The following is a 26,028-nucleotide window of genomic DNA, read 5'->3' on the forward strand; positions in this document are numbered from 1 at the left end:
AGCGATCTCCTGGGGCGGCGGCGATCGCTCGGGCGGCGGCGGTGGACCCGCCGATCAGGGGCGGCTCCGTCCTTCCAGCCGGCCGATCGCCTGCGTCCCGGCGTTGCCGCGGAGGCCCGCGGCGTAGTGCCAGCCGGTCAGCGCACCGGGGGCGGTGAAGTCGATGCGGTCCTGGGGTGTGCCCGGCCGGAGCTGGGTCCAGCCCAGCCCCTGCTCGGCCCAGAGGCTGATGGAGTTGCCGTCGAGCACGAAGGCCCAGCGGTCGCCCGGCTTCAGCGGCGCGCCCTGGACACAGCAGAAGCTGGTCAGCCGGCCGTCGATCCGGTAGTCGATCCCGAACCGGCCCTTGGACTCGGTCCAGGCCAGGAGGTAGTTGTTCTGGTCCTTGATCAGGCCGTTGAACAGCGCGTCCTGACCGACCCCGGTGCCGATCCACTGCTGGTGGTCGACGATCACCACCGCGCGCGGCACCGCCGGCCCGGCCTGGTGACCGAGCACCCCGAAGTACTTCGCGGTGCTGGTGGCGCGCAGGCTGCCCGAACCGAAGGTCAGCTCCGGCAGTTCCTCGGTCGTGGACGTCTTGTGCACCGTGTAGTTCGCCCGGGTGTCGGTGTCGAAGCTGTCGTCGACGTCGACCTTCGGGTACGCGGCGGGGTCGAACCCGACCGTCGAGGACGCGATCGCCTGGACCGCCTGACCGGACCACGAGGCTGTCGCGGTGAAGTCGACGCGTTGCCCGGTCGACACCGCGGAGCCCGAGCGGATCGCGAACGCGAGATGCCGTGCCTGACCCGGCTTCAGACCGGCGACGCGGGCCGGTTCGGTCGCCTCGGCCGTCCAGCCACTCGGCGGTGCCAGCGCGACGTCGATGTCGCGCACGGTCTGCGCGGTGTCGTTGACCACCGACACGATCACCGTGCCGGTCCCCGTGGCCGGGTTGATCCGGGCCTGCGCCTGGTACACCGACAACCGGGTGTCGACCGGCCGGAACGCGGGCCGCTCGTCCGGTACCGAGACCTGTCCCGCGACCAGCCGAGGCGGTACCCCGTACCGGCCGGAGCCGACGCCGAAGATCGACAGCCCGCCACCGTCCGAGGCGAACCGTAGCGTCGCCTTCGCGGAGGTGCCCAGGTCCTTGGCGGTCACCGGGACCGCGATCCGATAGCCGTGCCGGCTGCCCCAGTCCCCGGCGAGCGGGCCGCGGGGGCGACCGGCGAGCGCGGTCGGGTCGTTCGGGTCGTCGGGCAACGTGATCGCCTGGTGCTCGACCCCGTTGACCGAGACGGTCAGCTCGGTCGGGTACCGGCGGGCCGCGGTCACGTTGTTCGCGTCGTACCAGCCCTCGGTCTGGGTCGAGGAGACCTCGGCGATCAAGGTCGCCCGCTGGTCCCGGCCGGACCGGATCCCCTCCGGCACGGCCACCTGGTACTCGAAGTAGCCACGGCCGAACCCCGTGACCCGATCGGCGCCCTTCGAAGCGTGGATCGCCGTACCACCCGTCCACGCGTGCCCGGACGGCGCACCGGGGGAGAAGGCCGCGTCCCCGGCGGACCAGGGCACGTCGAACGTGAGGTAGTTCTCGGCGACCGTCCCGTGACCGTCGTCCAGCCAGACCCACAGATACCCGGTCCGCAGCCCCGCCGGCACCTTGACGGACACGACGCCCGCATCGGAGACCGTGTACTGCCCGGGGCTGACCGGGCGCGATCCACTGGCGGCGTCCGCGATCCACCGGCCCTGGTCGTCGTAGCCGCCGACCTTCCAGCGCAACGTGGCCTTGGACAGATCGGTGTCGCCGAAGTGGCTCAGCTTCACCGGTGCCTCGAGCGTGTCACCGGGTTCGACCGTGCGGGTGGAAGTACCGACCAGGGCGACCGCGTCGTCGCGCTGGAACATCTCGACCGTGCGCGGTTTGCCCTGGTGGTCGACGAAGATCGGTGGGTTGTGCTGCCGGTCGAACGTGATCGCGCTGCCGTCCTCCTGCTCGGTCTCGGCGAGCTGCACCGCGACGTACCCGTTCAGCTTGGGGTAGCTGCGGAAGATCCCGGAGGTACTCGCGAACCGGCCGGAGCCCAGGCTGAACTCGGAGTTGAGCCACGGCTGGCCGCTCTGGGTGCCGCTGTTGAAGTTCCAGTCGGAGCCCGGTTCCACCTTGGCGTCGAACCCGTCCAGCAGCCGCTTCCACTCGTCGTAGGTGGACAGGTAGTAGTGGAAGTCGTTCAGGTCGGTGTCGAGGTGACCGTTGCTGCAACAGGCCGAGTTGTCCACCACCAACCGGGACGGATCGTTGTCACGGACAACCTTCACCATGTTCCGCACGTAGCCGAAGGCGGCGTCGGGGATCGGCTGGCCCCACGGGTTGTCGCTGATGCCCCAGGCCTCGTTGAAGACGGTCCAGAACACGATCGACGGGTGGTTGTGGTCGCGCTGCAGGGTGGTGCGCAGGAGATCCTCGAAGAGTTGCTCGGCCTTCGGGTCACCCTGGGAGTGCCAGCCGGCGTTCGGCATGTCGTACCAGACCATCAGACCCAGCTGGTCCGCCAGGTGGTAGTAGGCCGGTTCGTTCACCTTGACGTGGGTCCGGACCACGTTGAAGCCCAGCGCCTTCGCGTCCTTCAGGTCTCGCAGCATGGAACCACGGCCCGGAGCCTGGTCCGTTCCGGTGCGCAGGTCGGGCCCGGCCGTGACGCCCGTGTAGGTGTAGACGCCCCATGGGTTGTACGCCTGGTCGAGCACGCCGCGCACGTAGATCGGCCGGTTGTTCAGGTTGATGTACTGGTACTCGCCGTCGTGCCCGGGCGCCCACTGACGGTCGACCTTGCGCATCCCGAACGACGTACGCAGACCGTCCCGGAGATCGCCATGGTCGCCGAGCTGGAAGTCCGCGGAGTACAGGGCCGGGCTGTTCGGTTCCCAGAGCCGCGGTTTGTCGATCAGGACCCGCGCGGTGCCGTTCCCGTCGGTCAGGGGGACGTCGACGACCTTGACGAGCTTGCCCTGCGGATCACGCAGCCGCACCGTGGCCTTGTCGGCGCCCGTGGCCGCGACGTCGAGCTTGACCGCGGACTGCGACGGCGTGCGGGCGGTACCGGTGAAGGTCAGCTCGGGCGTCACCTGGGTCTTCGTCAGCCGCGCCGCGGAGTACGGCTCGATCCAGACCGACTGCCAGATGCCGCCGATGTCGGTGAACCAGCCGGTGTACTCCCCGTCGGGCTCGCCGGTCTGCTTGCCCTGCGGGTACGGCGACTCGGCGTCGGTCGGGGGAGCGACCACGCGGATCGTCAGCCGGTGGGTCGACCCTGGTTCGAGCTTGCCGAGCCCGGCCTGGATCTCGGTGTACCCGTCCCCGGAGTACGGCAGGACCTGCTCGCCGTCCAGCCAGACCGAGGCGCCCCAGTCGGCGGCGCCGATGCGGAGCCGGACGTCCTTGCCGTCGAAGCCGGCCGGGACGGTGAACGAGCGCTGGTACCAGACGGTGCCGCGGTACTGCGAGAACGCGCTGCGGAAGATCTCGTTGGTCGCGAGCTGCTCCTCGCCCCAAGCGGCCAGCGACTGGTACCCGAACGGGACCCGGATCGCCTTGCCCAGCTGGTGATCCGGGGCGAACCACTGCTCGCGTTCGCCGACGTCTCCGGGGTCGAAGTCGAACGACCAGGTGCCGTTCAGCGTCAGCCATGCGTTGCCGGTGAACGGCCGCCGGTCGGCGTCTGGCCGCGGGTACTCCGCCCGTGCGGGCGTCTTCTCGCGGCCGAGCGTCAGCCGCACCTCGTCGCCCTTGGTGGTGGAGGCGAAGTCGTACCCCTCCTTGCCGGCCACGACGAGCGCGGAACTCTCCGGCACCGCGGGGAGGACGAAGGACCCGTCCGCCCCGCTCGTGGTGAAGAGGTCGGTCCGCGAAGCGTGCACGCTCGCGCCCTCGATCGGTGCACCCGTCCGGGCGTCGACGACCTTCCCGCGCACGGTACTCGGGGTCCCGCCGGCCGGGTCGGACACCGGCGGCCGGGGCGGTACCGCGGTGGCCTGGGCGGTGCCGAGGAGCAGGGCCACGACGGCGATCAGGGCGACCGCCACGCCGATGGGCGTGCGGCGGCTGGGGGCGATGGGCGTTCGCATGCCCGGCAGGATAGGGCGGCCGGTCCGCTGGCGACAAGGGGTCAATTTTGACGTTGTACTCGCTGTTGACTTGCCCAGATCGCTTCGGTACAAGTGGTTTCGCCAACCGGTGTTCAGAGCGTGTACAACGTTCCGCATCGACCTCTCAGGAGCCTCGGAGGGACGTGAGAGGATGCTGCAATGCCGAAGGACCAAAGGCCCGCGACCCCCGCCGCAGTGAGCGTCCGGGACGTCGCGGCGCTGGCCCGGGTGTCGCCGACCACGGTGTCGAACGTGCTGTCGGGCAACCGCCGGGTGTCGGAGGAGACGCAGGACCGGGTGCGCTGGGCGATCGACCAGCTCGGGTACCGGCCGAACCTGTCGGCGCGCAACCTGCGCCTGAACCGCACCGGGCTGATCGCGGTCGCCGTCCCGGAGATCGACGTGCCCTATTTCGCCGAGCTGATCCGGCACGTGGTCCAGGGCGCGCGCGAGCACGGGTACACGGTGCTGGTCGACCAGACCGAGGGCCGGATCGAGGCCGAGCAGTTCGTGGTGGACGGCATGAACCGGGGGATGGTCGACGGCATCCTGCTGAGCCCGCTGGGCATGACCCGCGCGGAGTACGACCAGCGCCGTGACGACACCCCACTGGTCCTGCTGGGCGAACGCATCGTCGGCAAGGGCATCGACCACGTCGGCATCGACAACGTGGCCGCCGCCGAGGACGCCACCCGACACCTCGCGGACCGTGGCCGCCGACGCATCGCCGCCATCGGCCACCAAACCCCGAGAGGGGGCGGCACAGCTCCCCAACGCACCAAGGGCTACCGCAAGGCCCTCCGCTCAGCCGGCCTTCCGTACGACCCGACCCTCGTCGTCCCCACCCGCAACTACCACCGCCTCGACGGAGCCCAGGCCATGGCCGACCTCCTCGACAGCGGCGCCCTCCCCGACGCCGTCTTCTGCTACACCGACCTCCTGGCCCTAGGAGCCCTCCACACCCTCCACCAAAGAGGCCTCAAGGTCCCCGACGAAGTAGCGGTCATCGGCATCGACGACATCGACGAAGGCCGCTACAGCCTCCCCACCCTCACCACCATCTCCCCCAACAAACCCACCATCGCCCAAACAGCCCTGGACCTCCTCCTCACCAGAATCACCACAAAGGAGCAGGACCCCCAACAAGTAGTAATCCCCCACACCCTCGAACAACGCGAAAGCACCTAACCCCCCGCACAGAGCCAAGCGAACCGATGGCGCCCGCCCTACCGGAGCCGAGCGAAGCGAAGGCGGCCCACCCACCAACGGCCACCACAGCGACGTTCACGTACCCATCCCGGGCACCATCCGCCGGAGGGGGGTGCGGGTGGCGAAGCCCCCGCCCGCGCCAAGCGAAGCGCAGGCGCAAAAAGACCGAAGGCGACCCGTCCGCGCTCTCCGCGGACATAGGTCGCCTTCGCCTGAGGGTGAGTGACGGGACTCGAACCCGCGGCCACCTGGACCACAACCAGGTGCTCTACCAGCTGAGCTACACCCACCATTGCCGCCCTGATTGCGACGGCTGGGTAATCATAGCGGCGATGGTCAGTTACCTGAAATCGGCCCCATCACCAGGCTCGCGGCGGCCCGCGCGGTGTCGGAATCGGGTCCGGGCTGGGGCACGAAGACGGTCTCCCGGTAGTACCGCAACTCGGCGATGCTCTCGGTGATGTCGGCCAGCGCGCGGTGGTTGCCGTTCTTCGCCGGGGTGGCGTAGTAGACGCGTGGGTACCAGCGGCGGACGAGTTCCTTGATGGAGCTGACGTCGACGTTGCGGTAGTGCAGGTGGGCCTCGACCTTGGGCATGTCCCGGACCAGGAAGGTGCGGTCGGTGCCGACCGAGTTCCCGGCGAGCGCGGCCTTGCGGGGTTCCTTCACGTAGCCGGAGATGAAGTCGAGGACCTGGTCCTCGGCGTCGGCGAGCGGGATCCCGGTAGCGAGTTCCTCGAGCAGGCCGGAGGCGGTGTGCATGTCGCGGACGAAGTCGCCCATCTGTTCGAGGGCGGCGGGCGGCGGCGCGATCACCAGGTCGATCCCGTCGCCGAGCACGTTGAGTTCGTAGTCGGTCACCAGGACCGCGACCTCGATCAAGGCGTCCGCCGCCAGGTCGAGCCCGGTCATCTCACAGTCGATCCACACCAGCCGGTCGTTCATGGGCACCCACCTTACGGCGCCGGGGCCTCACCGCCGCACGCGACAGTCCTCAACCTCCGAGTGGCGCCCACCACCTTGTCCGGTGAACGCCACCCGACCGACCGCCGAACCGGGCCGGGCCGGGCCGGGCCGGAGCGAGGTCAGGCCGGAGCGTGACCGAGGTGGATGCTGCGGGCCGAGATGACGGCGAGGTCCGTGCGGTGGCCGAGGTAGTGCTCGTCCGCCGGGTCGAGCAGGCGGCGCCAGGTGGCGAGGTCCTCGGCGGACAACCAGTCCTCGGTCACCGGGGTGTGCCCATGCCCGTGCCCGGCCGCCTGCCCAGCGCCGTGCCCATGACCGTGCCCGTGCAGGTCGGCGTTGGGGACGGCCGGGTCCAGCCGGTCGATGCGGTGCTGGAACTCGGTGACCAGGGTGGCGACGTCCGCGGCCGGCAGCGGTACCGGCTTCTCGGTCAGGATCGTGCGGGTGGTGACCTCGGTGAGGCCGGCCCGGCGGAGCGCCTCGGTCCAGGCGTAGGGCATCGGGACGGAGCCGGGCAGCGAGTCGCGCATCAGGGCATACCAGCGGTCCTGGGCCGCGTCGAGCCGCAGTTCGAGCCCGGGTTCGCCGAGGCCGAGGTCCCAGGGCAGGCACCGGGCCGGGAGACCGCCTTCGGCCAGGGCGAGCCGGCCACCGGGTGCGAGCAACGAGGCCAAGGCGGTGACCGCGGCCTGCTGGTCGGCCGCGTGGTGCACCGAGGCGGAGGCCCAGATCAAGTCGGCCGGGGCACCGATTGCCTTGCGCAACGGTTCCGCGCCGTCGTCCATCGACGCGAGCTCGCAGCGGACCAGGCCGCCGGTGTGCTCGCGGGCCTGGGCGAGGACGTCGGCGTCCGCGTCGACGGCGACCACTTCGGCCGGCGTCTCCTGCCCGGCGGACAGGCCGAGCGCGGTGGCCAGGGCCTTGGCCATGCCACCTCCGCCGCACCCGACGTCGACGGCGAGGCGGTCGGTCGGGCGGATCAGGCCGCCGGCGACCTGGAGGTTCCAGTCGGCTTCGGTCGTCGCGGAGTGGCGGAGTTTGTCGGCCTGACCGGCCCAGTCGATCTCGATCATGCCGCCAGTGTCCATCGATCCGGCCGGACCACCGAGCTTTCTTGCCGCTTCGGCAACGTGACCGCTCCGGCGACGGAACCGCTCCGGCGACGGGACCGGGCGCGGTGGCTTACGGTGGCCCGATGATCGCGACCCGGTTCGAGACCGAGCGGCTCCTGCTGCTGCCGTTGCGGGTCGAGTACGCCGCGGAGATGGTCGCCGTCCTCGGCGACCCCGGGCTCTACACCTTCACCGGGGGCGAGCCGCCGACGCTCGAGGCCCTCACCGCCCGGTACGAGCGGCAGGTGGCCGGCCCGGGCCGGCCGGGGGAGAGCTGGCTCAACTGGGTGATCAGGTCCCGCGCGGACGGCACGCTCGCCGGGTACGTCCAGGCGACCGTGACCGGGGACGGCGCCGAGATCGCGTGGGTCCTCGGCACCCGCACGCAGGGCCGTGGGTACGCCCGCGAGGCCGCCGTCGGCCTGGTCGGCTGGCTCCGGGAGCACCAGGTCGAACGGGTCGTCGCGCATGTCCACCCGGAGCACGCGAAGTCGGCCGCCGTCGCCGCGGCCGCTGGGTTGTCGCGGACGACTCAGGTGGACGACGGCGAGGAGCTCTGGGTGCTGGAAGCAGAACAGGCCCGGTCCTGACGGACCGGGCCTGCTGTGCTGAAGGTGTGGTTCAGAGCGGGCGAACGTTGTCCGCCTGCGGGCCCTTCGGGCCCTGGGTCAGGTCGAACTCGACCTTCTGGTTCTCGTCCAGGGAGCGGTAGCCGCTCGTCGCGATCGCCGAGTAGTGCACGAACACGTCGGCGCCGCCGTCGTCCTGGGAGATGAAGCCGAAGCCCTTTTCGCTGTTGAACCACTTCACGGTTCCGCTGGCCATGATCTGCTCCTTTGGTGTGGGGGCAATTGACAGGTACCGACGGGCGCCGGTCCCCGGGTTGCCGTACGAGCCCTCGCACCCGGACCAAGGCCCGGAGATGAGAAAAACGCCCGGCGGAGCACTCCGCGGGCGTTTCGAAACGAACGTGGAACTGCAACTGCAACCGGGAAAACCCTAGCACCATTCGGTCCGTTGTCGAGACCCTCAGGGCCCGGATGTCGAGACCGTCACGGTCCGGAGAACCGTCGTTCCCGGTTCTCCGGACCGGACCCACCGCGGCGCCGGGATCAGCGCGCGTGCTCGACGGCCCAGCCGAGCGCGTCGTCGGCGAGCTGCTCCCAGCCCGCTTCGGCCGGCATCAGGTGCGAGCGGCCCGGGTAGAACCGCAACTCGGTGACCGTCTTGGCCGACCGGTAATGCTTCAGGTTCGACTTCTGGATCGCCGGCGGCATCAGGTGGTCCTCACCGCCGGACATGAACAGCAACGGCGCCCGGTCGTCGTTGCCGTAGTCGACCCAGGTCGCCTGCCGGCCGGGCCGGAAGTTCGCCAGCACGCTGTCCCAGAGGATCCCGCCCGAGGCCGGGACGTGGTACCGCTCGTACAGCCGCCGTGACTCGGCCTCGCCGAAGGTGTTGGTGAACGCGTAGCGCCACTGGTCGTAGGTGTAGCCGATCGCTTTCTTCCGGTTCGCCGGGTTGTTCAGTACCGGGAACGTGGCCCGCAGCTGCTGCGGCGGGATCACCCGGACCCCCTCGGTCGGCGCCGAGTTCATCGCCACCCCGGCCGCGCCGTACCCGTGGTCGAGCAGGATCTGCACGAACGCGCCGCCGGCCGGGTGCCCGATCAGGATCGGCGGGCTGTCCAGGTCCCCGATCACCTTCTCGTGGTGCGCGATGATCTCCGGCACCGTGACCCGGGCGATCGGCTCCGGGTCCGCGGTCAGCGCCTCGACCTCGACCTCGAATCCCGGGTAGGCCGGCGCGATCACCCGGTAGCCCTGTCGCTCGTAGTGCTCGATCCAGTGCTCCCAGCTGCGCGGCGTCACCCAGAAGCCGTGGACCAGGACGATCGTGTCGGGTTTCATCTGTCTGCCTCCGGTGCCGAAGTGGTGCGGTCGATGCCTTCAGTGTTCGGCCAGAGCACCCCCGCGCACGCCTCGATCCGGGCCATACTTGCCCCAGATCAGGACACCCCGGGGAGGGGCGATGGCGGACAGGCATCGGGTGGGGATCGCGGTTCTCGGCGGCACGACCGCGCTGGATCTTGCGGTCGCGGTGCAGGCGTTCGGACGGCGGCCGGCCGTGTTCCACCGGATCCGGCCGGAGCCCGAGTCGCCGTACGAGATCACGCTGTGCGGGCGGGCCGGGGTACCGACTTTCGGCGAGCTGCGGCCGATGTCCGAGCTGGCCGCCGCCGACACCGTGGTCGTCCCCGGCGTCGACGATCCGCTCGCCGCCCGCGATCCCGAGGTTCTGGAGGCCATCGCGGTCGCGGCCGAGCGCGGGGCCCGGCTGCTGTCCCTGTGCGCGGGCGCGTTCGTCCTCGGGTACGCCGGGGTGCTGCACGGGCACCGGGTCACCACGCACTGGGCGCTCGCGGACGACTTCCGGGCCGAGTTCCCGCGGGTCGAGCTGGCCGAGCACGAGCTGTACGTCGACGACGGCCAGGTGCTCGCCTCGGGCGGCATGCTGGCGGCCGCGGATCTCTGCCTGCACGTCCTGCGCACCGATCACGGCCAGGCGTACGCGAACGACATGTCCCGGCTGCTGGTCAGTCCACCGCATCGGACCGGCGGCCAGTCGCAGTACTCGAAGGTGATCGACAGACCACTCACCGGCAGCCTCGCCCCAGTCCTGGAGTGGATGCTCGCGCACCTGGACGAGCCGCTGACCCTGCGGTCGGTGGCGGCGCACGCGCACATGAGTACACGGACCCTGGCGCGCCGGTTCCGGGCCGAGACCGGGCAGAGCCTGCTGGACTGGGTGGTGATGCGCCGGGTCGAGCGGGCCCGCGAGCTGCTGGAGGAGTCGGACCTGACCGTCACCCAGATCGCGTACGCGGCCGGCTTCGGCTCCACGGAGTCGCTGCGCCGGCATTTCCTGCTGAGCAGCGGCACCAGTCCCGGCGCGTACCGGGCGACCTTTCGGCTCGCGGCAGGCTGAGTCAGGCGGTTACCAGGAGCCGCGGTGGTCCGGTACCAGCAGGGTGAACGGGACGATCAGCAGCAGCACCGCGGCGAACACCACGAAGCTGTGCGCCTGCGCGATCCCCGGGTTCGCGCTGTGCGAGAGCAGGGTCGTCGTCACCGACACCGCGATGATCCCGCCCGACTGCCGGAACATCCCGCGCAACCCGGCGATCGCCGAGATCTGGTCCGGCGCGAGCTGCAGGCTGGCGTTGTTCGAGGCCGGGATCGACAGCCCCATCCCGATCCCGGTGATCCCGGCCGCGATCGCCAGCCAGGCGTACGGCGTGAGCCCGTGCGGCGCGATCGCCATCACCGTCATCCCGGCCGCGACCAGCAGGAAGCCGCCGATCATCGGCGCCCGGTACCCGGTCCGGCGGAGCGCGAACACGGCCAGCCCCGCGACGCAGATCATCCCGACGGCTCTTGCCGTGAGCAACGTTCCGGCCTGGAGCGGCTGGATCCCGTACCGCGCCTCGGCGTACAGCGGGAAGAGTGCGCCGAACCCGAGTACGGCCGCCCCATAGAGCAGGTTGATCGCGTTCATCACGCCGAACCCGCGGCCGCGCAGCAGCCGGACCGGGATGAACGGCGAGGCGGCCCGGTTGGCGTGCCGGACGAACAGGAACCCGAAGACCAGCGCGAGCACCTCGGCGGTGAGGAACACCGGATCGAGCGGCCCGGCGTCGCGGCTGCCGAGCGAGGTGATCCCGTACATCCCGGTGAGGATGGTGAGCGCCAGCAAGGCCGCGCCGACCAGGTCGATCCGGGCCGCCTTGGCGGGCGTACTGCGCGGGATGAAGCGGGCGGCGAGCAGGATCAGCAGCAGCCCGGCCGGCACGTTGACGAGGAAGATCTCCCGCCAGGACCAGTAGGTGACGATGACGCCGCCGATGATCGGGCCGAGGACGCCGCCGATCGGGAAGATGCTGGTGAACATCCCGACCGCGCGGTCCCGGTCCCGGCCGAACTGCTCGGCCACGATGCCGGTCGCGGTCGGCATGAACGCGCCGCCGCCGATCGCCTGGAGCGCGCGGAACACCACCAGCAGGTAGATGTTGTCGACCAGGCTGCAGGCCAGCGAGGCGAGCGTGAACAGCACCGCGGCGCCGAGGAAGATCCGCTTCCGGCCGAACTGGTCGCCGAGCCGGCCGGCCACGGGCATCACCAGGATCTGGCCGAGCGCGTAGATGGTGATGGTCCAGCCGCTCCAGTTCAGCGGCGCGTCCAGGTCGTGCTGGATGGCGGTCAGCGCGGTGGCGACTATGGTCTGGTCGATCGAGGCCATCAGCAGGGCGATGGACACGATGCCGAACACGATCCGCCGATGCGGGAGCGGTTCGTCCGCGTCCGGCGGGGCGGTCGAGGTCCTCGGCGTCGCGGTCATCAACCGTCAGAGTACATTGCTTGCCAGCAGGCAATAAAGGGGTAACCATGTCCGACACCGAGACGCTGAACCAGCTCCGCGGGGTGATCTCGCGGCTCGCGCGGGAGCTCAACGCCACGGCGACGCACGAGGGGCTGACGCCGACCCAGGCGTCGGTGCTGGGCCTGATCGCGTTCCGCGGCCCGCTCGGACTGACCGAACTGGCCCAGCTGGAGGGTCTGAACCCGACCATGCTGTCCCGGGTGATCGGCAAGCTCACCGAGTTGGAGCTGATCCAGCGCGACCCGAATCCGGACGACCTCCGCGCGATCCGGGTCGCGGCGACCGACGCGGGCCGCCAACTGCACGAACGCATCAAGCTGCTCCGTACTGAGGCGATCGCCGAGTGCCTGGGCAAGATCCCGGAGCAGTCCGCGCAGACCATCATCGATGCCCTTCCGGCCCTGGACGAACTCGCCCAGGCCCTCCGCGCGACCCACAGCTGACCCCGCGAGGTCCCTCGCTGTCCCCGAGGGTGCGTCGGTACGGGTGAGTACGGGCAGTGACCGGTAGGCCTTTTTGGTTACGCTCCGGCTTCAGCTGGAAAATCTATGGGCGGCCTCGGGGTACGTCCTAGGAGGAATCGAAAGTGACGAGGAACATCCTGCGTGGCCGTCGGACCCGTGCGGTCGTCATCGCCACCGTAGTGGCCGGTGGCCTGGTGGCGGGCGTGACCACGGCGGTCCACGCGGATCAGAAGAGTTCGAGCAACACCCCGGTGTCCGCGCCGGCGGCAGCGGCTCCCGCGGCCACGACGGCTGCGACCGAAGCAGTGACCGAGGCTGCCGCGACCGCGGCGAACTGCTACAGCACCTACCTGGCGTACGGCAGCCGGGGTACCTGTGTGAAGCAGTTGCAGAAGAAGATCGGTGCGCTCTCCGTCGACGGTGTGTACGGCGCGGGAACGCGGAACCGGGTCCGGGCGTTCCAGGCCGACGCCGGCCTCTCGGTCGACGGAAAGGTCGGCCCCCAGACCTGGCGGAAGCTGCGGACCCTGGGCATGGCGCTGGGCTGGAAGTCCGGCTTCACCGTGTACATGTGCAAGGAGCGCTCGGGGGACTTCCGCTACTCCGCGTGGAACAACACGGGCAAGAACTCCCTCTTCTACTTCTACACCGACCCGGGTACCTACTTCGACGGTGACGCCATGCGCCCCAACCGGATCGCCAAGCAGGGCGGGTACTACGGCGGCACGTACAAGAGCGTCAAGCTCGACGTCTTCGTCGGCACCTACCGCCCGGCCCACACCACCAGGAGCGTGCGCGACTTCTCCCGCAGCAGCCTGCCTGCCTGCATCTGACAAACCGCGTAACCGTTCGTCGTACTGAAACGGGGTGCCGGGCCACGTCGCCCGGCACCCCGTTCGCCTGCGTACCGAGCGTCGATGTCCCGGTTCCCGGGGCTCCGCTGATCCCGATCATCGGCGGATGCGAGCGCGTCGTGACACTTCGGCGGGTTAACTGTTCGGCGTGAGCGACGACTTCGCGGTGCGGACCGCGCCCTACCGCCGGGAGTTGCTGGCGTACTGCTACCGCATGTCCGCCGCGGCCCACGATGCCGAGGACCTCCTGCAGGAGACCCTGATCCGTGCCTGGCGCGCCTTCGACCGGTACGACGAGGACCGGGCGTCGTTGCGGACCTGGCTCTACCGGATCGCCACGAACACCTGCCTCACCGCGCTGAAGTCCCGCGCCCGCCGCCCGCTCCCGTCCGGCCTGGTGGCCCGCTCCGACGACCCGGGCACGCCACTCGTCCGCAGTACCGAGGTCGCCTGGCTCCAGCCGATGCCGGACGCGATGGTGGCCCCGGATCCCGCCGACCCGGAGGCGGTGGCCGTCCGCCGTGACTCGTTGCGGCTGGCGCTGATCGCCGCGTTGCAGTACCTGCCGGCCAAGCAACGGGTACTGGAGATGCCGCCGTTCCTCACCTGGTTCCGCGGCCGCGACGACCACCTGCGCTTCGTCGCCAGGATCTTCGAGCTGCGCGGGACCGACTGGCGGGTGTTCCCCCTGGCGGCGAACGGGCAGCCCGGGATCGCGGTCTACCGGGGCGACGGCGACGGCGGGTACGCCCTGCACACGCTGCACGTCTTCACCGTCACCCCGGCCGGGATCACCCACAACCGGGTGTTCCAGTACGACCAGGTCTTCGACGCCTTCCAGCCAGCCGTTCGTAGCCTCGCGCTCGTACCGGGCGAGGACGGCGGCACCGACCTGCTCGGCCGCCGTGCAGGTCAGGTGAAGGGGAGCGGTGAAGAGCCGTTCCCCCGCGCCGACGGCCGACGGGAAGGTCAGCAGCCGGTACTCGTCGACCAGGTCCGCTGCCTGCAGGGCCCGCACCACGCTGACGCTGCCGGCGACGATGACGTCCTGGCGTTCCCGCCGGGCCCGGACCCCGTTGACCAGGTCCCCGTCGAGGACGGTCGAGTTGGGCCAGGCTGACACGTCGCCGAGTGACGTCGACGCGACCAGCTCCTCCGCCTTGTTCATCCGGGTGGAGAAGTCGTCGGTCCGGCGGGGCCAGATCCGCGCGAACAGCTGCCAGGTGGCCCGGCCCAACAGCATCACCCCGTCGTCCAGCGAGCGGCCGAGCCGGAACTTGTCACCGGCCACCGACTCAGGGCCGTGCCGGAAGGCCCAGCCGCCGGTCGGCGTCCCGGCCGATCCGTCCGGGTCCGTGACGACACCGTCCAGGCTGATGAACTCGATCACGATGACACGTCCCACGATGGGCTCCTTCCGGCGGGTCCGTACGGACCGGTGAACAGCTGACACCCGTACGTACTGCCGGTGGTCGCCGGATTCATCGGTCCGGCACGAACTATTTCTCCCAGCCGCCGGAGGGGGCGAAGTGTGACCTTTGTCATGCCTTGACCGGTTCCGGACGCCAGCCTACTGTATCCCGTATACCAAGCCCTCCGAAAGGCGGGACCGATGGAATCCTTGTTCGCACCGGCCGTGAACTGCTCGATCCTGTTCACCGAGCTGCCCCTACTGGAAAGACCCGCGGCTGCCCGTTCCGCCGGATTCGAAGCGGTGGAGTTCTGGTGGCCGTTCGACTCGGCCCTGCCCGGTGACGCCGAGGTCGACGCGTTCGAACGCGCGATCCGCGACGCCGGCGTCCGGCTGATCGGCCTCAACTTCGCGGCCGGCGACCTGCCCGGCGGCGACCGCGGCCTGGTCTCCTGGCCGCAGCGGTCCCTGGAGTTCCGCGACAACATCGCGGTGGCGCTCGGGATCGGTGAACGGCTCGGCTGCCGGGCCTTCAACGCGCTGTACGGCAATCGGGTGGACGGGACCGACCCGGCGGCCCAGGACGAACTGGCCGTGGAGAACCTCGCCCTGGCCGCCACCGCGGCCGGGTCGTTCGGCGGGACCGTCCTGGTCGAGCCCGTCAGCGGGGCGGACCGCTATCCGCTGCTGACGGCCGCCGACGCGGTCGCGGTGATCGACCGGGTCGAGCGCGACGCCGGCGTCACCGGGATCGGGCTGCTGGCCGACCTCTACCACCTGACCGTCAACGGGGACGACGTGCCGAAGGTGATCGCGACCTGCGCCGATCGCATCGCGCACGTACAGATCGCGGACGCGCCCGGCCGGCACGAGCCCGGAACCGGCACGATCCCGCTCGACGAGCACCTCGGCGCCCTGCGCGCGGCCGGGTACACCGGCTGGATCGGGCTGGAGTACAAGCCCAGCGGCAGTACCGCCGAGAGCTTCGGCTGGATCCCCCGCACGGATCGATAAGGAGCTGGCATGCCTCGTATGACTGCCGCCCGCGCGGCGGTGGAGATCCTCCGTCGTGAGGGCGTGACCCACCTGTTCGGGCTGCCCGGCGCGGCCATCAACCCGTTCTACGCCGCGGTCCGCGCGCAGGGCGAGCTACGGCACGTCCTCGCCCGGCACGTCGAGGGCGCGTCGCACATGGCCGAGGGCTACACCCGCGCCGCGCCGGACAACATCGGCGTCTGCGTCGGGACCTCCGGCCCGGCTGGGACCGACATGATCACCGGCCTGTACTCCGCGTCGGCCGACTCGATCCCGATCCTCTGCATCACCGGGCAGGCTCCGGTCGCCAAGCTGCACAAGGAGGACTTCCAGGCGATCGACGTCCCCGCGATCGCCGGTCCGGTGACCAAGCTCGCGGTCACCGTACTGGAGGCCGCGCAGGTGCCCGGGACCTTCCAGAAGGCGTTCCAGCTGATGCGCTCCGGCCGGCCCGGCCCGGTCCTGCTCGACCTGCCGCTGGACGTACAGCTGACCGAGATCGACTTCGACCCGGACCTGTACACACCGTTGCCGGTGGCAACGCCACGCGCCTCGGTCGCGCAGGCGGAGAAGGTGCTCGAAATGCTGGCGGCGGCCGAGCGCCCGCTGATCGTGGCCGGCGGCGGCATCGTCAACGCCGACGCGGCGGACCTGCTGGTGGAGTTCGCCGAACTGCACGGTGTCCCGGTCGTGCCGACGCTGATGGGCTGGGGCACGATCCCGGACGACCACCGGTTGATGGCCGGCATGGTCGGCCTGCAGACCTCCCACCGGTACGGGAACGAGACGTTGCTCGCCTCCGACCTGGTCGTCGGGATCGGCAACCGGTGGGCGAACCGGCACACCGGCGGGCTGGACGTGTACCGGGCCGGGCGCAAGTTCGTCCACATCGACGTCGAGCCGACCCAGATCGGCCGGGTCTTCGCGCCCGACCTCGGCATCGTCTCCGACGCGAAGGCGGCCCTGGAGACGCTGATCCACGTCACCCGGCAACGCGTGGCCGAGGGACCCTTGCCGGACCGGTCGGAGTGGACCGCCGCCTGCCGCGAACGCAAGCGCACGCTGCAGCGCCGGACCGACTTCGACGACATCCCGGTGAAACCGCAACGGGTCTACCAGGAGATGAACACCGCGTTCGGCCCGGACGTCCGGTACGTCTCCACGATCGGGCTGTCGCAGATCCAGGCCGCGCAGATGCTGCACGTGTACCGGCCGCGGCACTGGATCAACGCGGGCCAGGCAGGCCCACTCGGCTGGACCGGACCGGCCGCGCTCGGGGTCGCCGTCGCGGATCCGGAGGCGACCGTCGTCGCGTTGTCGGGGGACTACGACTTCCAGTTCCTGATCGAGGAGCTTGCGGTCGGCGCCCAGTTCAACGTCCCGTACATCCACGTGGTGGTGAACAACGCATACCTCGGGCTGATCCGGCAGGCGCAACGCGGGCTGGACATGGACTACTGCGTCCAGCTCTCGTTCGACAACATCAACACCCCCGAGCTCGGCGGGTACGGCGTCGACCACGTCAAGGTGGCCGAGGGACTGGGCTGCAAGGCGCTGCGGGTGACCGAGCCGGACGGCATCCTGCCCGCGCTGGAGGAGGCGAAGAAGCTCCTCGTCGAGTACGAGGTGCCGGTCGTCGTCGAGGTGATCCTGGAACGCGTCACGAACGTTGCCATGGGCACCGAGATCGACAACGTCGTCGAGTTCGACGAGCTCACCGACGTGGCGAACCCGATCCCGACCGCCTCCGGGCTCAGAGACTAGGGGACCTCTCATGCGAGTCGCAGTTCTCGGCGCCGGGGCGATCGGCGCCTATGTCGGCGCGGCCCTGCACCGCGGCGGGACCGAGGTCCACCTCGTCGCCCGCGGTGCCCATCTCGACGCGATCCGCAAGGACGGCGTCCAGGTCTTCAGCCCGCGCGGCGACTGGGTCGCGCGGACCCCGGCCACCGACGACCCGGCCGAGATCGGTCCGGTGGACTACGTGTTCCTCGGCCTGAAAGCCAACTCGTACGCCTCGGCCGGACCGTTGCTGGAGCCGTTGCTGCACGACAGGACAGCCGTCATCGCGGCCCAGAACGGCATCCCCTGGTGGTACTTCCACGGCCTGCCCGGACCGTACGAGGGGCGCCGGATCGAGTCCGTGGACCCGGACGGTGAGGTGACCCGGGTGCTCGCGCTGAACCGCGCGATCGGCTGCGTCGTGTACTGCTCGACCGAACTGGACGGACCGGGCGTGGTCCGGCACCTGGAGGGCACCCGGTTCTCGATCGGCGAACCGGCCGGCGGGACCAGCGAGCGGTGCCAGGCGTTCAGTACCGCGATGGTCGAGGGCGGCCTGAAATGCCCGGTCGAGGCGGACGTCCGCAAGGACATCTGGATCAAGCTGCTCGGCAACGCCGCCTTCAACCCGATCAGCGCCCTGGCCCGGGCGACGATGGTGGAGATCGCCCAGCATCAAGGCACCCGCGCGATGATCCGCCTGATGATGGAGGAGACCCTGGAGATCGCCGAAGCGGTCGGCTGCGCCCCGGAGATCTCGGTGGACAAACGCATCGACGGCGCCGAACGCGTCGGCGACCACAAGACCTCCATGCTCCAGGACCTGGAGAAGGACAAACCCCTCGAGCTCGACGTCATCCTCGCCGCCGTCGTCGAACTGGCCGACCTCACCGGCACGAAAGCCCCCACCCTCCGCGCGGTCCACGCAGTAGCCGACCTCCTCGCCACCAAGATCGGCACCGGCGGCGCCAACCTCGCCCACGCCCCCACAGCAGCCCGAGCCCCCGCCACCCCCTGACCCAGGAGGCAGATCCACCTCCTCCAGAACCCACTCTGCGTCTGAAGGTCACCGCGAGGACCTTCAGACGCAGAGTGCTGTCAGCCCTGAAGACACTGTCAGTCCTGAAGACAAAGGAAAGCGGGCCGGCTTGGGGGCCGGCCCGCGTTCGGGTGGGAGAGTGGTCAGCGGCCGGAGAGGTCTTCGATGACCTTGAGGAGGGCTGAGTGGTCGAGGGAGCCGTGGCCTTTGGCTTTGGCCGCGGCTACCAGTTGGGCTACTTGGCCGGTGACCGGGAGGGCTACGCCTGCTGAGCGGGCTGCTGTGGTGGCTATGCCCATGTCCTTGTGGTGGAGGTCGATGCGGAAGCCCGGATCGAACTGGCGGGCCAGCATGGTGGCGGCTTTGAGGTCGAGGATGCGGTTGCCGGCCAGGCCGCCGGCGAGGACCTCGAGGCCGCGTTCGCCGTCGACGCCGGAGGCTTCCAGCAGCACGATCGCCTCGCTGACCAGGGCGATGGTGCCGGCGACGAGCAGTTGGTTGGCCGCCTTGACGGTCTGGCCGGCGCCGTGGCCGCCCACGTGCACGATGGTCCGGCCGAGGTCTTCCAGGATCGGCCGGGCCGCCTCGAACACGTCATCCTCGCCGCCGACCATGATCGACAACGACGCCTTGATCGCGCCTTGCTCACCACCACTCACCGGCGCGTCCAGCACCCGTACTCCACGCGCGGCGCCGGCGGCGGCCACCTCACGCGAGGTCTCCGGGGCGATCGACGACATGTCGATCAGCAGCAACCCGGAGGCCGCCGACTCGAGCACGCCGCCGGGACCGAGTACCACCTCGGCCACCTGCGGGGAGTCGGGCAGCATGGTGATCACCACTTCGGCGCCCGCGACGGCCCCGGCGATGTCGGGTGCCGGTTTGCCGCCGGCTTGCAGGAGCTTCTCCACCGACGCGGGCACCACGTCGTACCCGGTGACCTCGTGGCCGGCCCGGACCAGGTTGGCCGCCATGTGCGAGCCCATGATCCCGAGCCCGACGAATCCGATCTTTGCCATGTGACTACCTCTCCGAATCAGACCGGGTCGAGGATCTGCTCGAGCGCCGCGCGCATCAGCCGCGCCGCCTCGGACGGGGTCTTGCCGACCTTCACACCGACCGCCTCGAGCGCTTCCTGCTTCGCGGCCGCGGTACCGGACGACCCGGACACGATCGCGCCCGCGTGCCCCATCGTCTTGCCCTCGGGCGCGGTGAAGCCGGCCACGTACCCGACCACCGGCTTGGTCACGTTCGCCGCGATGAAGGCGGCCGCACGTTCCTCGGCGTCGCCGCCGATCTCGCCGATCATCATGATCGCGTCGGTGTCCGGGTCCTCCTGGAACGCCTGCAGGGCATCGATGTGGGTGGTCCCGATGATCGGGTCACCGCCGATCCCGATCGCAGTGGAGAACCCGTACTCCCGCAGCTCGTACATCATCTGGTACGTCAGCGTGCCCGACTTCGACACCAGCCCGATCCGGCCGGGACCGGCGATGTCGGTCGGGATGATGCCCGCGTTCGCCCGGCCGGGGCTGATGATGCCGGGGCAGTTGGGCCCGATGATCCGGGTGCCGGCCGCCTGCGCGTGCGCGAAAAAGGCGGCCGTGTCGTGCACCGGTACGCCCTCGGTGATCACGACCACCAGCGGGATCCCCGCGTCGACGGCCTCGATCACGGCGCCCTTGGTGAACTTCGGCGGCACGAACACCACCGAGACGTCCGCCCGGGCCGACCTCACCGCGTCGGCACACGATCCGTACACCGGGATCGACCGCTTGGCGAAGTCGACCGACCGGCCGCCCTTGCCCGGCGTCACGCCGCCGACGATATTGGTGCCCGCGGCAAGCATCCGGCTGGTGTGCTTCTGTCCCTCGGATCCGGTCATGCCCTGCACGATGACCCTGCTCTGCTCGGTCAGGAAGATCGCCATAGCTCGATTCCTCTCAGGCCTGCGCGGCCAGTTCGGCGGCGCGGTCCGCGGCGCCGTCCATCGTGTCGACCACGGTCACCAGCGGGTGGTTCGCCCGGGCCAGGATCCGGCGGCCCTCGTCCACGTTGTTGCCGTCGAGCCGGACCACCAGCGCCTTGTCCGCGCTCTTGCCGAGCAGCTCCAGCGCCTGGACGATCCCGTTCGACACCGCGTCGCAGGCGGTGATGCCGCCGAAGACGTTCACGAACACGCTCTTCACCTGCGCGTCGCCGAGGATGATCCCGAGTCCGTTCGCCATCACCGCCGCCGAGGCGCCGCCGCCGATGTCGAGGAAGTTGGCCGGCTTCACCCCGCCGTGCGCCTCACCCGCGTACGCGACCACGTCGAGCGTGGACATGACCAGGCCGGCGCCGTTGCCGATGATGCCGACCTCGCCGTCCAGCTTGACGTAGTTCAGCCCCTTCTCCTGGGCCGCGGCCTCGAGCGGATCGGCCGCCGCCTTGTCCTCGAACGCCGCGTGGTCCGGGTGCCGGTACGCCGCGTTCTCGTCCAGCGTGACCTTGCCGTCGAGCGCCTCCAGCCGGCCGTCGGCCAGCTTGACCAGCGGATTCACCTCGACCAGCGAGGCGTCCTCGGCGACGAACACGTCCCACAGCTTGCGAACCACCTCGGCCGCCTCGGCCGGGAACCCGGCCGCCGCGACGATCTCGGCCGCCTTCGCCTCGTCGACGCCGACGGCGGGATCGATCGGTACCTTGGCGATCGCGTCCGGGTTCGTGTGCGCGACCTCCTCGATCTCGACGCCGCCCTCGGTGCTCGCGATGCACAGGTAGTTGCGCTGCGCCCGGTCCACCAGGAAGGAGAAGTAGTACTCCTCGGCGATCTCGGCCGCGGGTGCGAGCAGGACCCGGCGGACGGTGTGGCCCTTGATGTCCATCCCGAGGATGTCCTTGGCCCGCGCGGTCGCCTCGGCCGGATCGGCGGCGAGCTTGACCCCGCCCGCCTTGCCCCGGCCGCCGGTCTTCACCTGGGCCTTGACCACCACCCGGCCACCGAGCGCTTCGGCCGCCTCGGCCGCGTCCGCCGCATCCTCGATCACCCGGCCGAGCGTGACCGGTACGCCGTGCCGGGCGAAGAGTTCTTTGGCTTGGTACTCCATCAGGTCCACAGGCAGTCCTCTCCTCGGATCGGGCGGGCCGTCGCACGACAGAAGTCGCTAGAAATGCCGACTGTATGCTGTATGCACATCGCTTCACAAGGGTCCGCGCTCTGGACAACGGCTGCTGGGAGGAGTACCAAAGTTCCATACGGTATGCAGTAGTCAGGAGGCGCTCATGAACGTGACCCCCACCCCCCGGGACGTGCGTGACGTCTACGGACGCCAGTACCGGATCGGCGAGGACGCCCAGGACCTGAGTGGACATCCACGCCGCTGGCAACTGTGGGCCGCGTGGGCCTGCATGGTCGCAATCAGTCCGCTGCAATACTCCTTCGGCGCCGCCGCACTCGGTCTGGAGTCGAGCCGCTCGTGGAGTGCGGTCGCGACGATGTGGCTGCTCGCGCTCTTCGTGGCTTGCCAGGCCCTGGTGGCCGTACCCGCGGCCTGGGTCCACCGGGTCCGCCGAGCCACGCCCACCCAACTCGTGGTCCTGGGTGGCGTCCTCGCCGCGATCGGCCTGGCCACGCTCGCGCACGCGGGCAGCTATCCGGTCGTCCTGATCGGGTACGCCGTGGTCGGTGGCGCGGGTGCCGGGCTTGTCTACACAGCCTGTATCACCACGGCCGCTCGGTGGTTCCCGGATCGGCGGACCGCGACGATCGGGTTCGTCACCGGTGGCTTCGCGGTCGGCGCGGTGCCGAGTATCGCGTTGCTGACGATCTTCGACTCGGCCGGCGGGCAGCGGATCGTGTTCGACGTGACCGCCGTGATCGCGCTGCTGGTGGTGCTGACCGCGGGCAGTGTGCTCAAGGATCCGCCGCGGCACTGGTGGCCGGCCGAGATCGACGCGCAGGCGTGGGCCGTCGACCGGAAGCTGAACCGGAACATCCCGCACAACGTTCCCGCGGTCCGGTACTACAAGCCGGCCGAGGCGATGCGGACCGGTGCGTTGCCGTTGATGTGGCTGACCCTCGCGGTCAGCGCCGCGTTGTCGTTGTTCGGGATCGCGTTCGTCTTCAGCTACGCGGTCGAGGTCCAGCTGGGAGTCGCGGTCGCCGGGTTCGCCGCCGGACTGCTTGCCGCGGTCAACGGTCTCGGCCGGTCCTTCGCCGGCAGCCTGTCCGACCGGTTCGGCCGTCGCCGGGTACTGGCCGCGGTCCTGATGATCGAGGGCTGTACCCATGTCGGTCTGGTGCTGGCGGGGGAGGCGGGGATCGGCTGGGCGTTCGTGCTGTGCGCGATGTTCGCCGGGCTCGGCGGTGGCGCGTTCTACGCGATCATGGCGAACCTGGTGCTGGAGTACTTCGGCGAGAACAGCCTCCTGCAGAACCAGGCGATCCTCTACAGCGCGAAGGCCGTCGGTGGCCTGCTCGGGATCGGTGTCGCCGCGGCCCTGGTGGCCACCGTCGGGTACCGGCCGCTCTTCCTCGGCGCCGGGTTGCTCGGCCTGCTCACCGCGAGCGGCGTCCGCTTCCTCAAACAACCCGGCCGCCCTGCCCTGCGTCTGCGATCCCAACTCGGCACACCGGTGACCGGCGCAGTACGGCCGGGCGAGTGAGCCGCGCGGAGACCGGGCCCCTCGCCGGGCCCGGCAACCGCCCAAGCCTCCTCCGGGTGGCTCCCGAGCCGGTGGAGCCGTCGTACACGGACCAGGGCTTCAGCTCGTACGCGTGGGTGGCGCGCCCCGAACCCTGCGTCCTCGAGCTGGTCTCCAAACTGGCCCGGGAGCCGTGGACCGACCGGCCGACCTGCGTCCACCCGGTTCTCGGCTCGATCGCGCGAGCCGTGCACGACCACAGCAGTACCGCGGGGCGTCGTGAGCTCCTCCCGATGGCGCCCGCGTTCCTCGACACCGCGCGGACCGGCTTCGAGCTGTCCGCGCGGTTGGTCGCGCTCTGTGGGTCCACCGCGCTGTCCGGCACGGCCGACCTGACGAAGGACGAACGCGGACGGCTCACCCGCGGGTATCAGACCGCGCTCTACCTCCTCGCGGAAAGACCGGACCAGCGAGCCGGGGGAGTGGCTCGCTGGTGGTTGCCGGTCCTTGGACGGGTGCGGCTCGGCGAGTCGTTCTACCGGACGTTCGTGGCGACCGAACACGCTGCCGAAGCCGTCGCGGTCGCCGCCCGGACCACGGACGACGACCGCGACGTACGGCTACGGCGGTTGCTGAAGCAGTGCCTCGCGCTCGCCTGATCCGGTCAGGGCGCCCGGCGGCCCGGTGCGCCGAGGCCCTCGTGGTCGATGTCGCCGGCGCCCCAGAAGGCGTGCGCCGGTTCGTCGTCGGGGATCACCACCAGCTCGTGCGGACGCGGTGCGCGGACCTGGTCCTCCAGCCGGCGCAGGTCCGCCGAGCAGCGCGCGACGTCGTCGGCCAGGCGGAGTACGTCGAGGTGTGGGCCGAGCTGGTTCCGCAGTCCGGTCAGGGCGTTCTCGAGCGCCTGCAGGGCGCGCCGGGTGCGGTCGAGTTCGTCGTGGATGGTCATCGCAGCTCCCCTGTTCGCGGTACTTCCGGCCGGGACTCCATGGACAAGAATATGGGATACTGCATACAGTCGCCATAGCGAATTCTGCCGGGTGCCGACCTCTGGACAACGGGTTCGGGGGTGCGATATGACTACGACTACACCATACGGTATGCAATCTACTGAACAGGTCGACTGACCCAGCTGCAGTGTGGCCCACCCGGGCAGACCGGACCTTCCACGAGGAGATGACTGCACAGATGGCCCAAACAGTGTCGGAATCAAACGCGGTCGCCGCGGTGACCGAGCCGGAGCCGAAGCCCGAGACGATCTCCGGCGGTCACCTGGTCGCCAAGGCCCTCAAGGCCGAGGGGATCGACGTGATCTTCACCCTCTGCGGCGGACACATCATCGACATCTACGACGGTTGCGTCGACGAGGGCATCGCGGTGGTGGACGTCCGGCACGAGCAGGTCGCCGCGCACGCGGCCGACGGGTACGCGCGGATGACCGGCAAGCCCGGTTGCGCCGTCGTCACCGCCGGCCCCGGCACCACCGACGCGGTCACCGGCGTCGCGAACGCGTTCCGGGCCGAGAGCCCGATGCTGCTGATCGGCGGCCAGGGCGCGCTGAACCAGCACAAGATGGGGTCCCTGCAGGACCTGCCGCACGTCGACATGATGACGCCGATCACCAAGTTCGCCGCGACCGTCCCGCACACCGCGCGGGTCGCCGACATGGTCTCGATGGCGTTCCGCGAGTGCTACAACGGCGCCCCCGGCCCGTCGTTCCTGGAGATCCCGCGCGACATCCTGGACAACTCCGTCCCGGTCGAGTCCGCGACCGTCCCGGAGCAGGGCCGGTACCGCGGGTCCACCAAGAGCATCGGCGACCCGGCGAACGTCGAGGCGCTCGCCGACCTGCTCGCCCACGCCGAGAAGCCGGTCGTCCTGCTCGGGACCCAGGTATGGACGTCTCGCGGCAGTGACGCCGCGATCGAGTTCGTCCGGCAGCTCGACGTTCCGGCGTACATGAACGGCTCTGCCCGGGGCACGCTGCCGCCCGGCGACCCGCACCACTTCCACCTGTCCCGGCGGTACGGGTTCAACAACGCCGACCTGATCCTGATCGTCGGCACCCCGTTCGACTTCCGGATGGGCTACGGCCGCCGGCTGCCGAAGGGCGCGACCGTGGTCCAGATCGACATGGACTACCGCACCGTCGGCAAGAACCGCGACATCGACCTCGGCCTGGTCGGCGACCCGGGCGCGATCCTGGCCGCGGTCACCCAGGCCTCGTCGGGCCGGGTCCGCAAGACCGACCGGAAGGCCTGGTTCGCCGAACTGCGGGCCGAGGAGGACGCGGCGTACCAGAAGCGGCTGCCGCGGCAGTTGTCGGACGCGAACCCGATCCACCCGCTCCGGCTCGCGCACGAGATCAACGAGTTCCTCACCGAGGACTCGATCTACATCGGCGACGGCGGCGACATCGTCACCTTCTCCGGCGGCGTCGTGCAGCCGAAGGCGCCCGGCCACTGGATGGACCCGGGCCCGCTCGGCACCATCGGCGTCGGCATCCCGTTCGTGCTCGCGGCCAAGTACGCCCGGCCGGACCAGGAGGTGGTCGCGCTGTTCGGCGACGGCGCCTTCTCGCTCACCGGGTGGGACTTCGAGACGCTGGTCCGGTTCAACCTGCCGTTCGTCGGCGTGGTCGGCAACAACTCCTCGATGAACCAGATCCGGTACGGCCAGGAGGCCAAGTACGGCAAGGACCGCGGCCGGATCGGCAACACCCTGGGCGACGTGAAGTACGACGAGTTCGCCCGGATGCTCGGCGGCTACGGCGAGGAGGTCCGCGACCCCAAGGACATCGGACCGGCGATGCAGCGAGCCCGCGAGTCCGGCCTGCCGTCGCTGATCAACGTGTGGGTCGACCCCGACGCGTACGCGCCCGGCACGATGAACCAGACCATGTACAAGTAGCGATCCCGGCGGTGGTGCGCCGGTGGAATCGCGGCCGGCGCCCCCG

21 protein-coding genes, 1 tRNA gene and 2 pseudogenes are annotated in these 26,028 nt (G+C 70.2%); 12 read left to right on the top strand and 12 right to left on the bottom strand.

Going from position 1 to position 26,028, the window contains the following annotated elements:
- Window positions 1-54: 54 nt before the first annotated feature.
- The gene (locus tag FB561_RS18490; RefSeq protein WP_170284703.1) at window positions 55-4,113 is read right to left on the bottom strand and encodes a glycoside hydrolase family 2 TIM barrel-domain containing protein; all 4,059 of its coding nucleotides are present in this window, start codon (window positions 4,111-4,113) and stop codon (window positions 55-57) included.
- Window positions 4,114-4,293: 180 nt separating this feature from the next.
- On the opposite strand from FB561_RS18490, the gene FB561_RS18495 reads away from it, so the two are divergent.
- Window positions 4,294-5,322 (top strand): LacI family DNA-binding transcriptional regulator, encoded by a 1,029-nt coding sequence (locus FB561_RS18495; protein WP_145808313.1) that lies wholly within the window; start codon window positions 4,294-4,296, stop codon window positions 5,320-5,322.
- Window positions 5,323-5,560: 238 nt separating this feature from the next.
- Here the strand turns inward: FB561_RS18495 and FB561_RS18500 are convergent.
- From FB561_RS18500 to FB561_RS18510, 3 genes are all read right to left on the bottom strand, one after another.
- A tRNA-His gene (locus tag FB561_RS18500) sits at window positions 5,561-5,633 on the bottom strand.
- 46 nt (window positions 5,634-5,679) lie between these two features.
- Window positions 5,680-6,288: an oligoribonuclease gene (gene orn, locus FB561_RS18505; RefSeq protein WP_145808315.1), complete on the bottom strand. Its 609-nt coding sequence runs from the start codon at window positions 6,286-6,288 to the stop codon at window positions 5,680-5,682.
- 140 nt (window positions 6,289-6,428) lie between these two features.
- Window positions 6,429-7,382 carry a class I SAM-dependent methyltransferase gene (locus tag FB561_RS18510; RefSeq protein ID WP_145808318.1) on the bottom strand — a complete coding sequence of 318 codons (954 nt, stop codon included), beginning with the start codon at window positions 7,380-7,382 and terminating at the stop codon, window positions 6,429-6,431.
- A 122-nt stretch (window positions 7,383-7,504) separates the two neighbouring features.
- On the opposite strand from FB561_RS18510, the gene FB561_RS18515 reads away from it, so the two are divergent.
- The gene (locus tag FB561_RS18515; RefSeq protein ID WP_145808320.1) at window positions 7,505-8,011 is read left to right on the top strand and encodes a GNAT family N-acetyltransferase; all 507 of its coding nucleotides are present in this window, start codon (window positions 7,505-7,507) and stop codon (window positions 8,009-8,011) included.
- Window positions 8,012-8,042: 31 nt separating this feature from the next.
- Here the strand turns inward: FB561_RS18515 and FB561_RS18520 are convergent, their stop codons facing one another.
- Window positions 8,043-8,246: a cold-shock protein gene (locus FB561_RS18520; RefSeq protein ID WP_145808321.1), complete on the bottom strand. Its 204-nt coding sequence runs from the start codon at window positions 8,244-8,246 to the stop codon at window positions 8,043-8,045.
- A gap of 287 nt (window positions 8,247-8,533) precedes the next feature.
- On the bottom strand, window positions 8,534-9,331 hold the full coding sequence (locus tag FB561_RS18525; protein ID WP_145808323.1) for an alpha/beta hydrolase: 798 nt from the start codon (window positions 9,329-9,331) through the stop codon (window positions 8,534-8,536).
- Window positions 9,332-9,452: 121 nt separating this feature from the next.
- On the opposite strand from FB561_RS18525, the gene FB561_RS18530 reads away from it, so the two are divergent.
- Window positions 9,453-10,409, top strand: coding sequence for a GlxA family transcriptional regulator (locus FB561_RS18530; protein ID WP_145808325.1), 957 nt, complete (start codon window positions 9,453-9,455; stop codon window positions 10,407-10,409).
- A gap of 9 nt (window positions 10,410-10,418) precedes the next feature.
- On the opposite strand, the gene FB561_RS18535 is transcribed toward FB561_RS18530, so the two are convergent.
- On the bottom strand, window positions 10,419-11,819 hold the full coding sequence (locus tag FB561_RS18535) for an MFS transporter (RefSeq protein ID WP_145808327.1): 1,401 nt from the start codon (window positions 11,817-11,819) through the stop codon (window positions 10,419-10,421).
- Between the two features lie 47 nt (window positions 11,820-11,866).
- On the opposite strand from FB561_RS18535, the gene FB561_RS18540 reads away from it, so the two are divergent.
- The 3 genes and pseudogenes from FB561_RS18540 to FB561_RS39225 all read left to right on the top strand — a co-directional run.
- Window positions 11,867-12,304, top strand: coding sequence for a MarR family winged helix-turn-helix transcriptional regulator (locus FB561_RS18540; protein WP_145808329.1), 438 nt, complete (start codon window positions 11,867-11,869; stop codon window positions 12,302-12,304).
- A 143-nt stretch (window positions 12,305-12,447) separates the two neighbouring features.
- On the top strand, window positions 12,448-13,158 hold the full coding sequence (locus FB561_RS18545) for a peptidoglycan-binding domain-containing protein (RefSeq protein WP_202880657.1): 711 nt from the start codon (window positions 12,448-12,450) through the stop codon (window positions 13,156-13,158).
- Between the two features lie 187 nt (window positions 13,159-13,345).
- A pseudogene (locus FB561_RS39225) lies at window positions 13,346-13,753 on the top strand (sigma-70 family RNA polymerase sigma factor); the annotation flags it as partial.
- A gap of 363 nt (window positions 13,754-14,116) precedes the next feature.
- On the opposite strand, the pseudogene FB561_RS39230 reads toward FB561_RS39225, so the two are convergent.
- Window positions 14,117-14,632 (bottom strand): annotated as a pseudogene (locus FB561_RS39230) (dihydrofolate reductase family protein); the annotation flags it as partial.
- A 159-nt stretch (window positions 14,633-14,791) separates the two neighbouring features.
- Between FB561_RS39230 and FB561_RS18560 the strand changes: the two are divergent.
- Genes FB561_RS18560 through FB561_RS18570 form a run of 3 tightly spaced genes read left to right on the top strand, consistent with a single transcriptional unit; the run spans window position 14,792 to window position 18,425 of the window.
- Window positions 14,792-15,604, top strand: coding sequence for a hydroxypyruvate isomerase family protein (locus FB561_RS18560; protein ID WP_145808331.1), 813 nt, complete (start codon window positions 14,792-14,794; stop codon window positions 15,602-15,604).
- A 9-nt stretch (window positions 15,605-15,613) separates the two neighbouring features.
- The gene (gene gcl / locus FB561_RS18565; protein WP_145808333.1) at window positions 15,614-17,389 is read left to right on the top strand and encodes a glyoxylate carboligase; all 1,776 of its coding nucleotides are present in this window, start codon (window positions 15,614-15,616) and stop codon (window positions 17,387-17,389) included.
- Between the two features lie 10 nt (window positions 17,390-17,399).
- Window positions 17,400-18,425, top strand: coding sequence for a 2-dehydropantoate 2-reductase (locus FB561_RS18570; protein WP_145808335.1), 1,026 nt, complete (start codon window positions 17,400-17,402; stop codon window positions 18,423-18,425).
- 164 nt (window positions 18,426-18,589) lie between these two features.
- Here the strand turns inward: FB561_RS18570 and FB561_RS18575 are convergent, their stop codons facing one another.
- The 3 genes from FB561_RS18575 to sucC are packed head-to-tail and all read right to left on the bottom strand — an operon-like array spanning window position 18,590 to window position 21,544.
- Entirely contained in the window at window positions 18,590-19,465 is an 876-nt protein-coding gene (locus tag FB561_RS18575; protein WP_145808337.1) for a 2-hydroxy-3-oxopropionate reductase, read from the bottom strand.
- Window positions 19,466-19,482: 17 nt separating this feature from the next.
- The gene (sucD, locus tag FB561_RS18580; protein WP_145808339.1) at window positions 19,483-20,376 is read right to left on the bottom strand and encodes a succinate--CoA ligase subunit alpha; all 894 of its coding nucleotides are present in this window, start codon (window positions 20,374-20,376) and stop codon (window positions 19,483-19,485) included.
- Between the two features lie 13 nt (window positions 20,377-20,389).
- Entirely contained in the window at window positions 20,390-21,544 is a 1,155-nt protein-coding gene (gene sucC, locus FB561_RS18585; RefSeq protein WP_145808342.1) for an ADP-forming succinate--CoA ligase subunit beta, read from the bottom strand.
- 166 nt (window positions 21,545-21,710) lie between these two features.
- Between sucC and FB561_RS18590 the strand changes: the two genes are divergently transcribed.
- Window positions 21,711-23,093: an OFA family MFS transporter gene (locus tag FB561_RS18590; RefSeq protein WP_145808344.1), complete on the top strand. Its 1,383-nt coding sequence runs from the start codon at window positions 21,711-21,713 to the stop codon at window positions 23,091-23,093.
- A gap of 56 nt (window positions 23,094-23,149) precedes the next feature.
- Entirely contained in the window at window positions 23,150-23,731 is a 582-nt protein-coding gene (locus FB561_RS18595) for a hypothetical protein (protein ID WP_145808346.1), read from the top strand.
- Between the two features lie 5 nt (window positions 23,732-23,736).
- On the opposite strand, the gene FB561_RS18600 is transcribed toward FB561_RS18595, so the two are convergent.
- Window positions 23,737-24,021 (bottom strand): hypothetical protein, encoded by a 285-nt coding sequence (locus tag FB561_RS18600; protein WP_145808348.1) that lies wholly within the window; start codon window positions 24,019-24,021, stop codon window positions 23,737-23,739.
- A 239-nt stretch (window positions 24,022-24,260) separates the two neighbouring features.
- Between FB561_RS18600 and FB561_RS18605 the strand changes: the two genes are divergently transcribed.
- Window positions 24,261-25,982: a thiamine pyrophosphate-binding protein gene (locus FB561_RS18605; protein WP_202880658.1), complete on the top strand. Its 1,722-nt coding sequence runs from the start codon at window positions 24,261-24,263 to the stop codon at window positions 25,980-25,982.
- Window positions 25,983-26,028: the final 46 nt, after the last annotated feature.

This window comes from Kribbella amoyensis (assembly GCF_007828865.1).
Taxonomy (GTDB): Bacteria; Actinomycetota; Actinomycetes; order Propionibacteriales; family Kribbellaceae; genus Kribbella; species Kribbella amoyensis.

Excerpts from the sequence above, each read along its gene's own strand:
- FB561_RS18490 (WP_170284703.1), bottom strand. The coding sequence starts at position 4,113 with ATGCGAACGCCCATCGCCCCCAGCCGCCGCACGCCCATCGGCGTGGCG.
- FB561_RS18495 (WP_145808313.1), top strand. The coding sequence starts at position 4,294 with ATGCCGAAGGACCAAAGGCCCGCGACCCCCGCCGCAGTGAGCGTCCGG.
- orn (WP_145808315.1), bottom strand. The coding sequence starts at position 6,288 with ATGAACGACCGGCTGGTGTGGATCGACTGTGAGATGACCGGGCTCGAC.
- FB561_RS18510 (WP_145808318.1), bottom strand. The coding sequence starts at position 7,382 with ATGATCGAGATCGACTGGGCCGGTCAGGCCGACAAACTCCGCCACTCC.
- FB561_RS18515 (WP_145808320.1), top strand. The coding sequence starts at position 7,505 with ATGATCGCGACCCGGTTCGAGACCGAGCGGCTCCTGCTGCTGCCGTTG.
- FB561_RS18520 (WP_145808321.1), bottom strand. The coding sequence starts at position 8,246 with ATGGCCAGCGGAACCGTGAAGTGGTTCAACAGCGAAAAGGGCTTCGGC.
- FB561_RS18525 (WP_145808323.1), bottom strand. The coding sequence starts at position 9,331 with ATGAAACCCGACACGATCGTCCTGGTCCACGGCTTCTGGGTGACGCCG.
- FB561_RS18530 (WP_145808325.1), top strand. The coding sequence starts at position 9,453 with ATGGCGGACAGGCATCGGGTGGGGATCGCGGTTCTCGGCGGCACGACC.
- FB561_RS18535 (WP_145808327.1), bottom strand. The coding sequence starts at position 11,819 with ATGACCGCGACGCCGAGGACCTCGACCGCCCCGCCGGACGCGGACGAA.
- FB561_RS18540 (WP_145808329.1), top strand. The coding sequence starts at position 11,867 with ATGTCCGACACCGAGACGCTGAACCAGCTCCGCGGGGTGATCTCGCGG.
- FB561_RS18560 (WP_145808331.1), top strand. The coding sequence starts at position 14,792 with ATGGAATCCTTGTTCGCACCGGCCGTGAACTGCTCGATCCTGTTCACC.
- gcl (WP_145808333.1), top strand. The coding sequence starts at position 15,614 with ATGCCTCGTATGACTGCCGCCCGCGCGGCGGTGGAGATCCTCCGTCGT.
- FB561_RS18570 (WP_145808335.1), top strand. The coding sequence starts at position 17,400 with ATGCGAGTCGCAGTTCTCGGCGCCGGGGCGATCGGCGCCTATGTCGGC.
- FB561_RS18575 (WP_145808337.1), bottom strand. The coding sequence starts at position 19,465 with ATGGCAAAGATCGGATTCGTCGGGCTCGGGATCATGGGCTCGCACATG.
- sucD (WP_145808339.1), bottom strand. The coding sequence starts at position 20,376 with ATGGCGATCTTCCTGACCGAGCAGAGCAGGGTCATCGTGCAGGGCATG.
- FB561_RS18590 (WP_145808344.1), top strand. The coding sequence starts at position 21,711 with ATGAACGTGACCCCCACCCCCCGGGACGTGCGTGACGTCTACGGACGC.
- FB561_RS18600 (WP_145808348.1), bottom strand. The coding sequence starts at position 24,021 with ATGACCATCCACGACGAACTCGACCGCACCCGGCGCGCCCTGCAGGCG.
- FB561_RS18605 (WP_202880658.1), top strand. The coding sequence starts at position 24,261 with ATGGCCCAAACAGTGTCGGAATCAAACGCGGTCGCCGCGGTGACCGAG.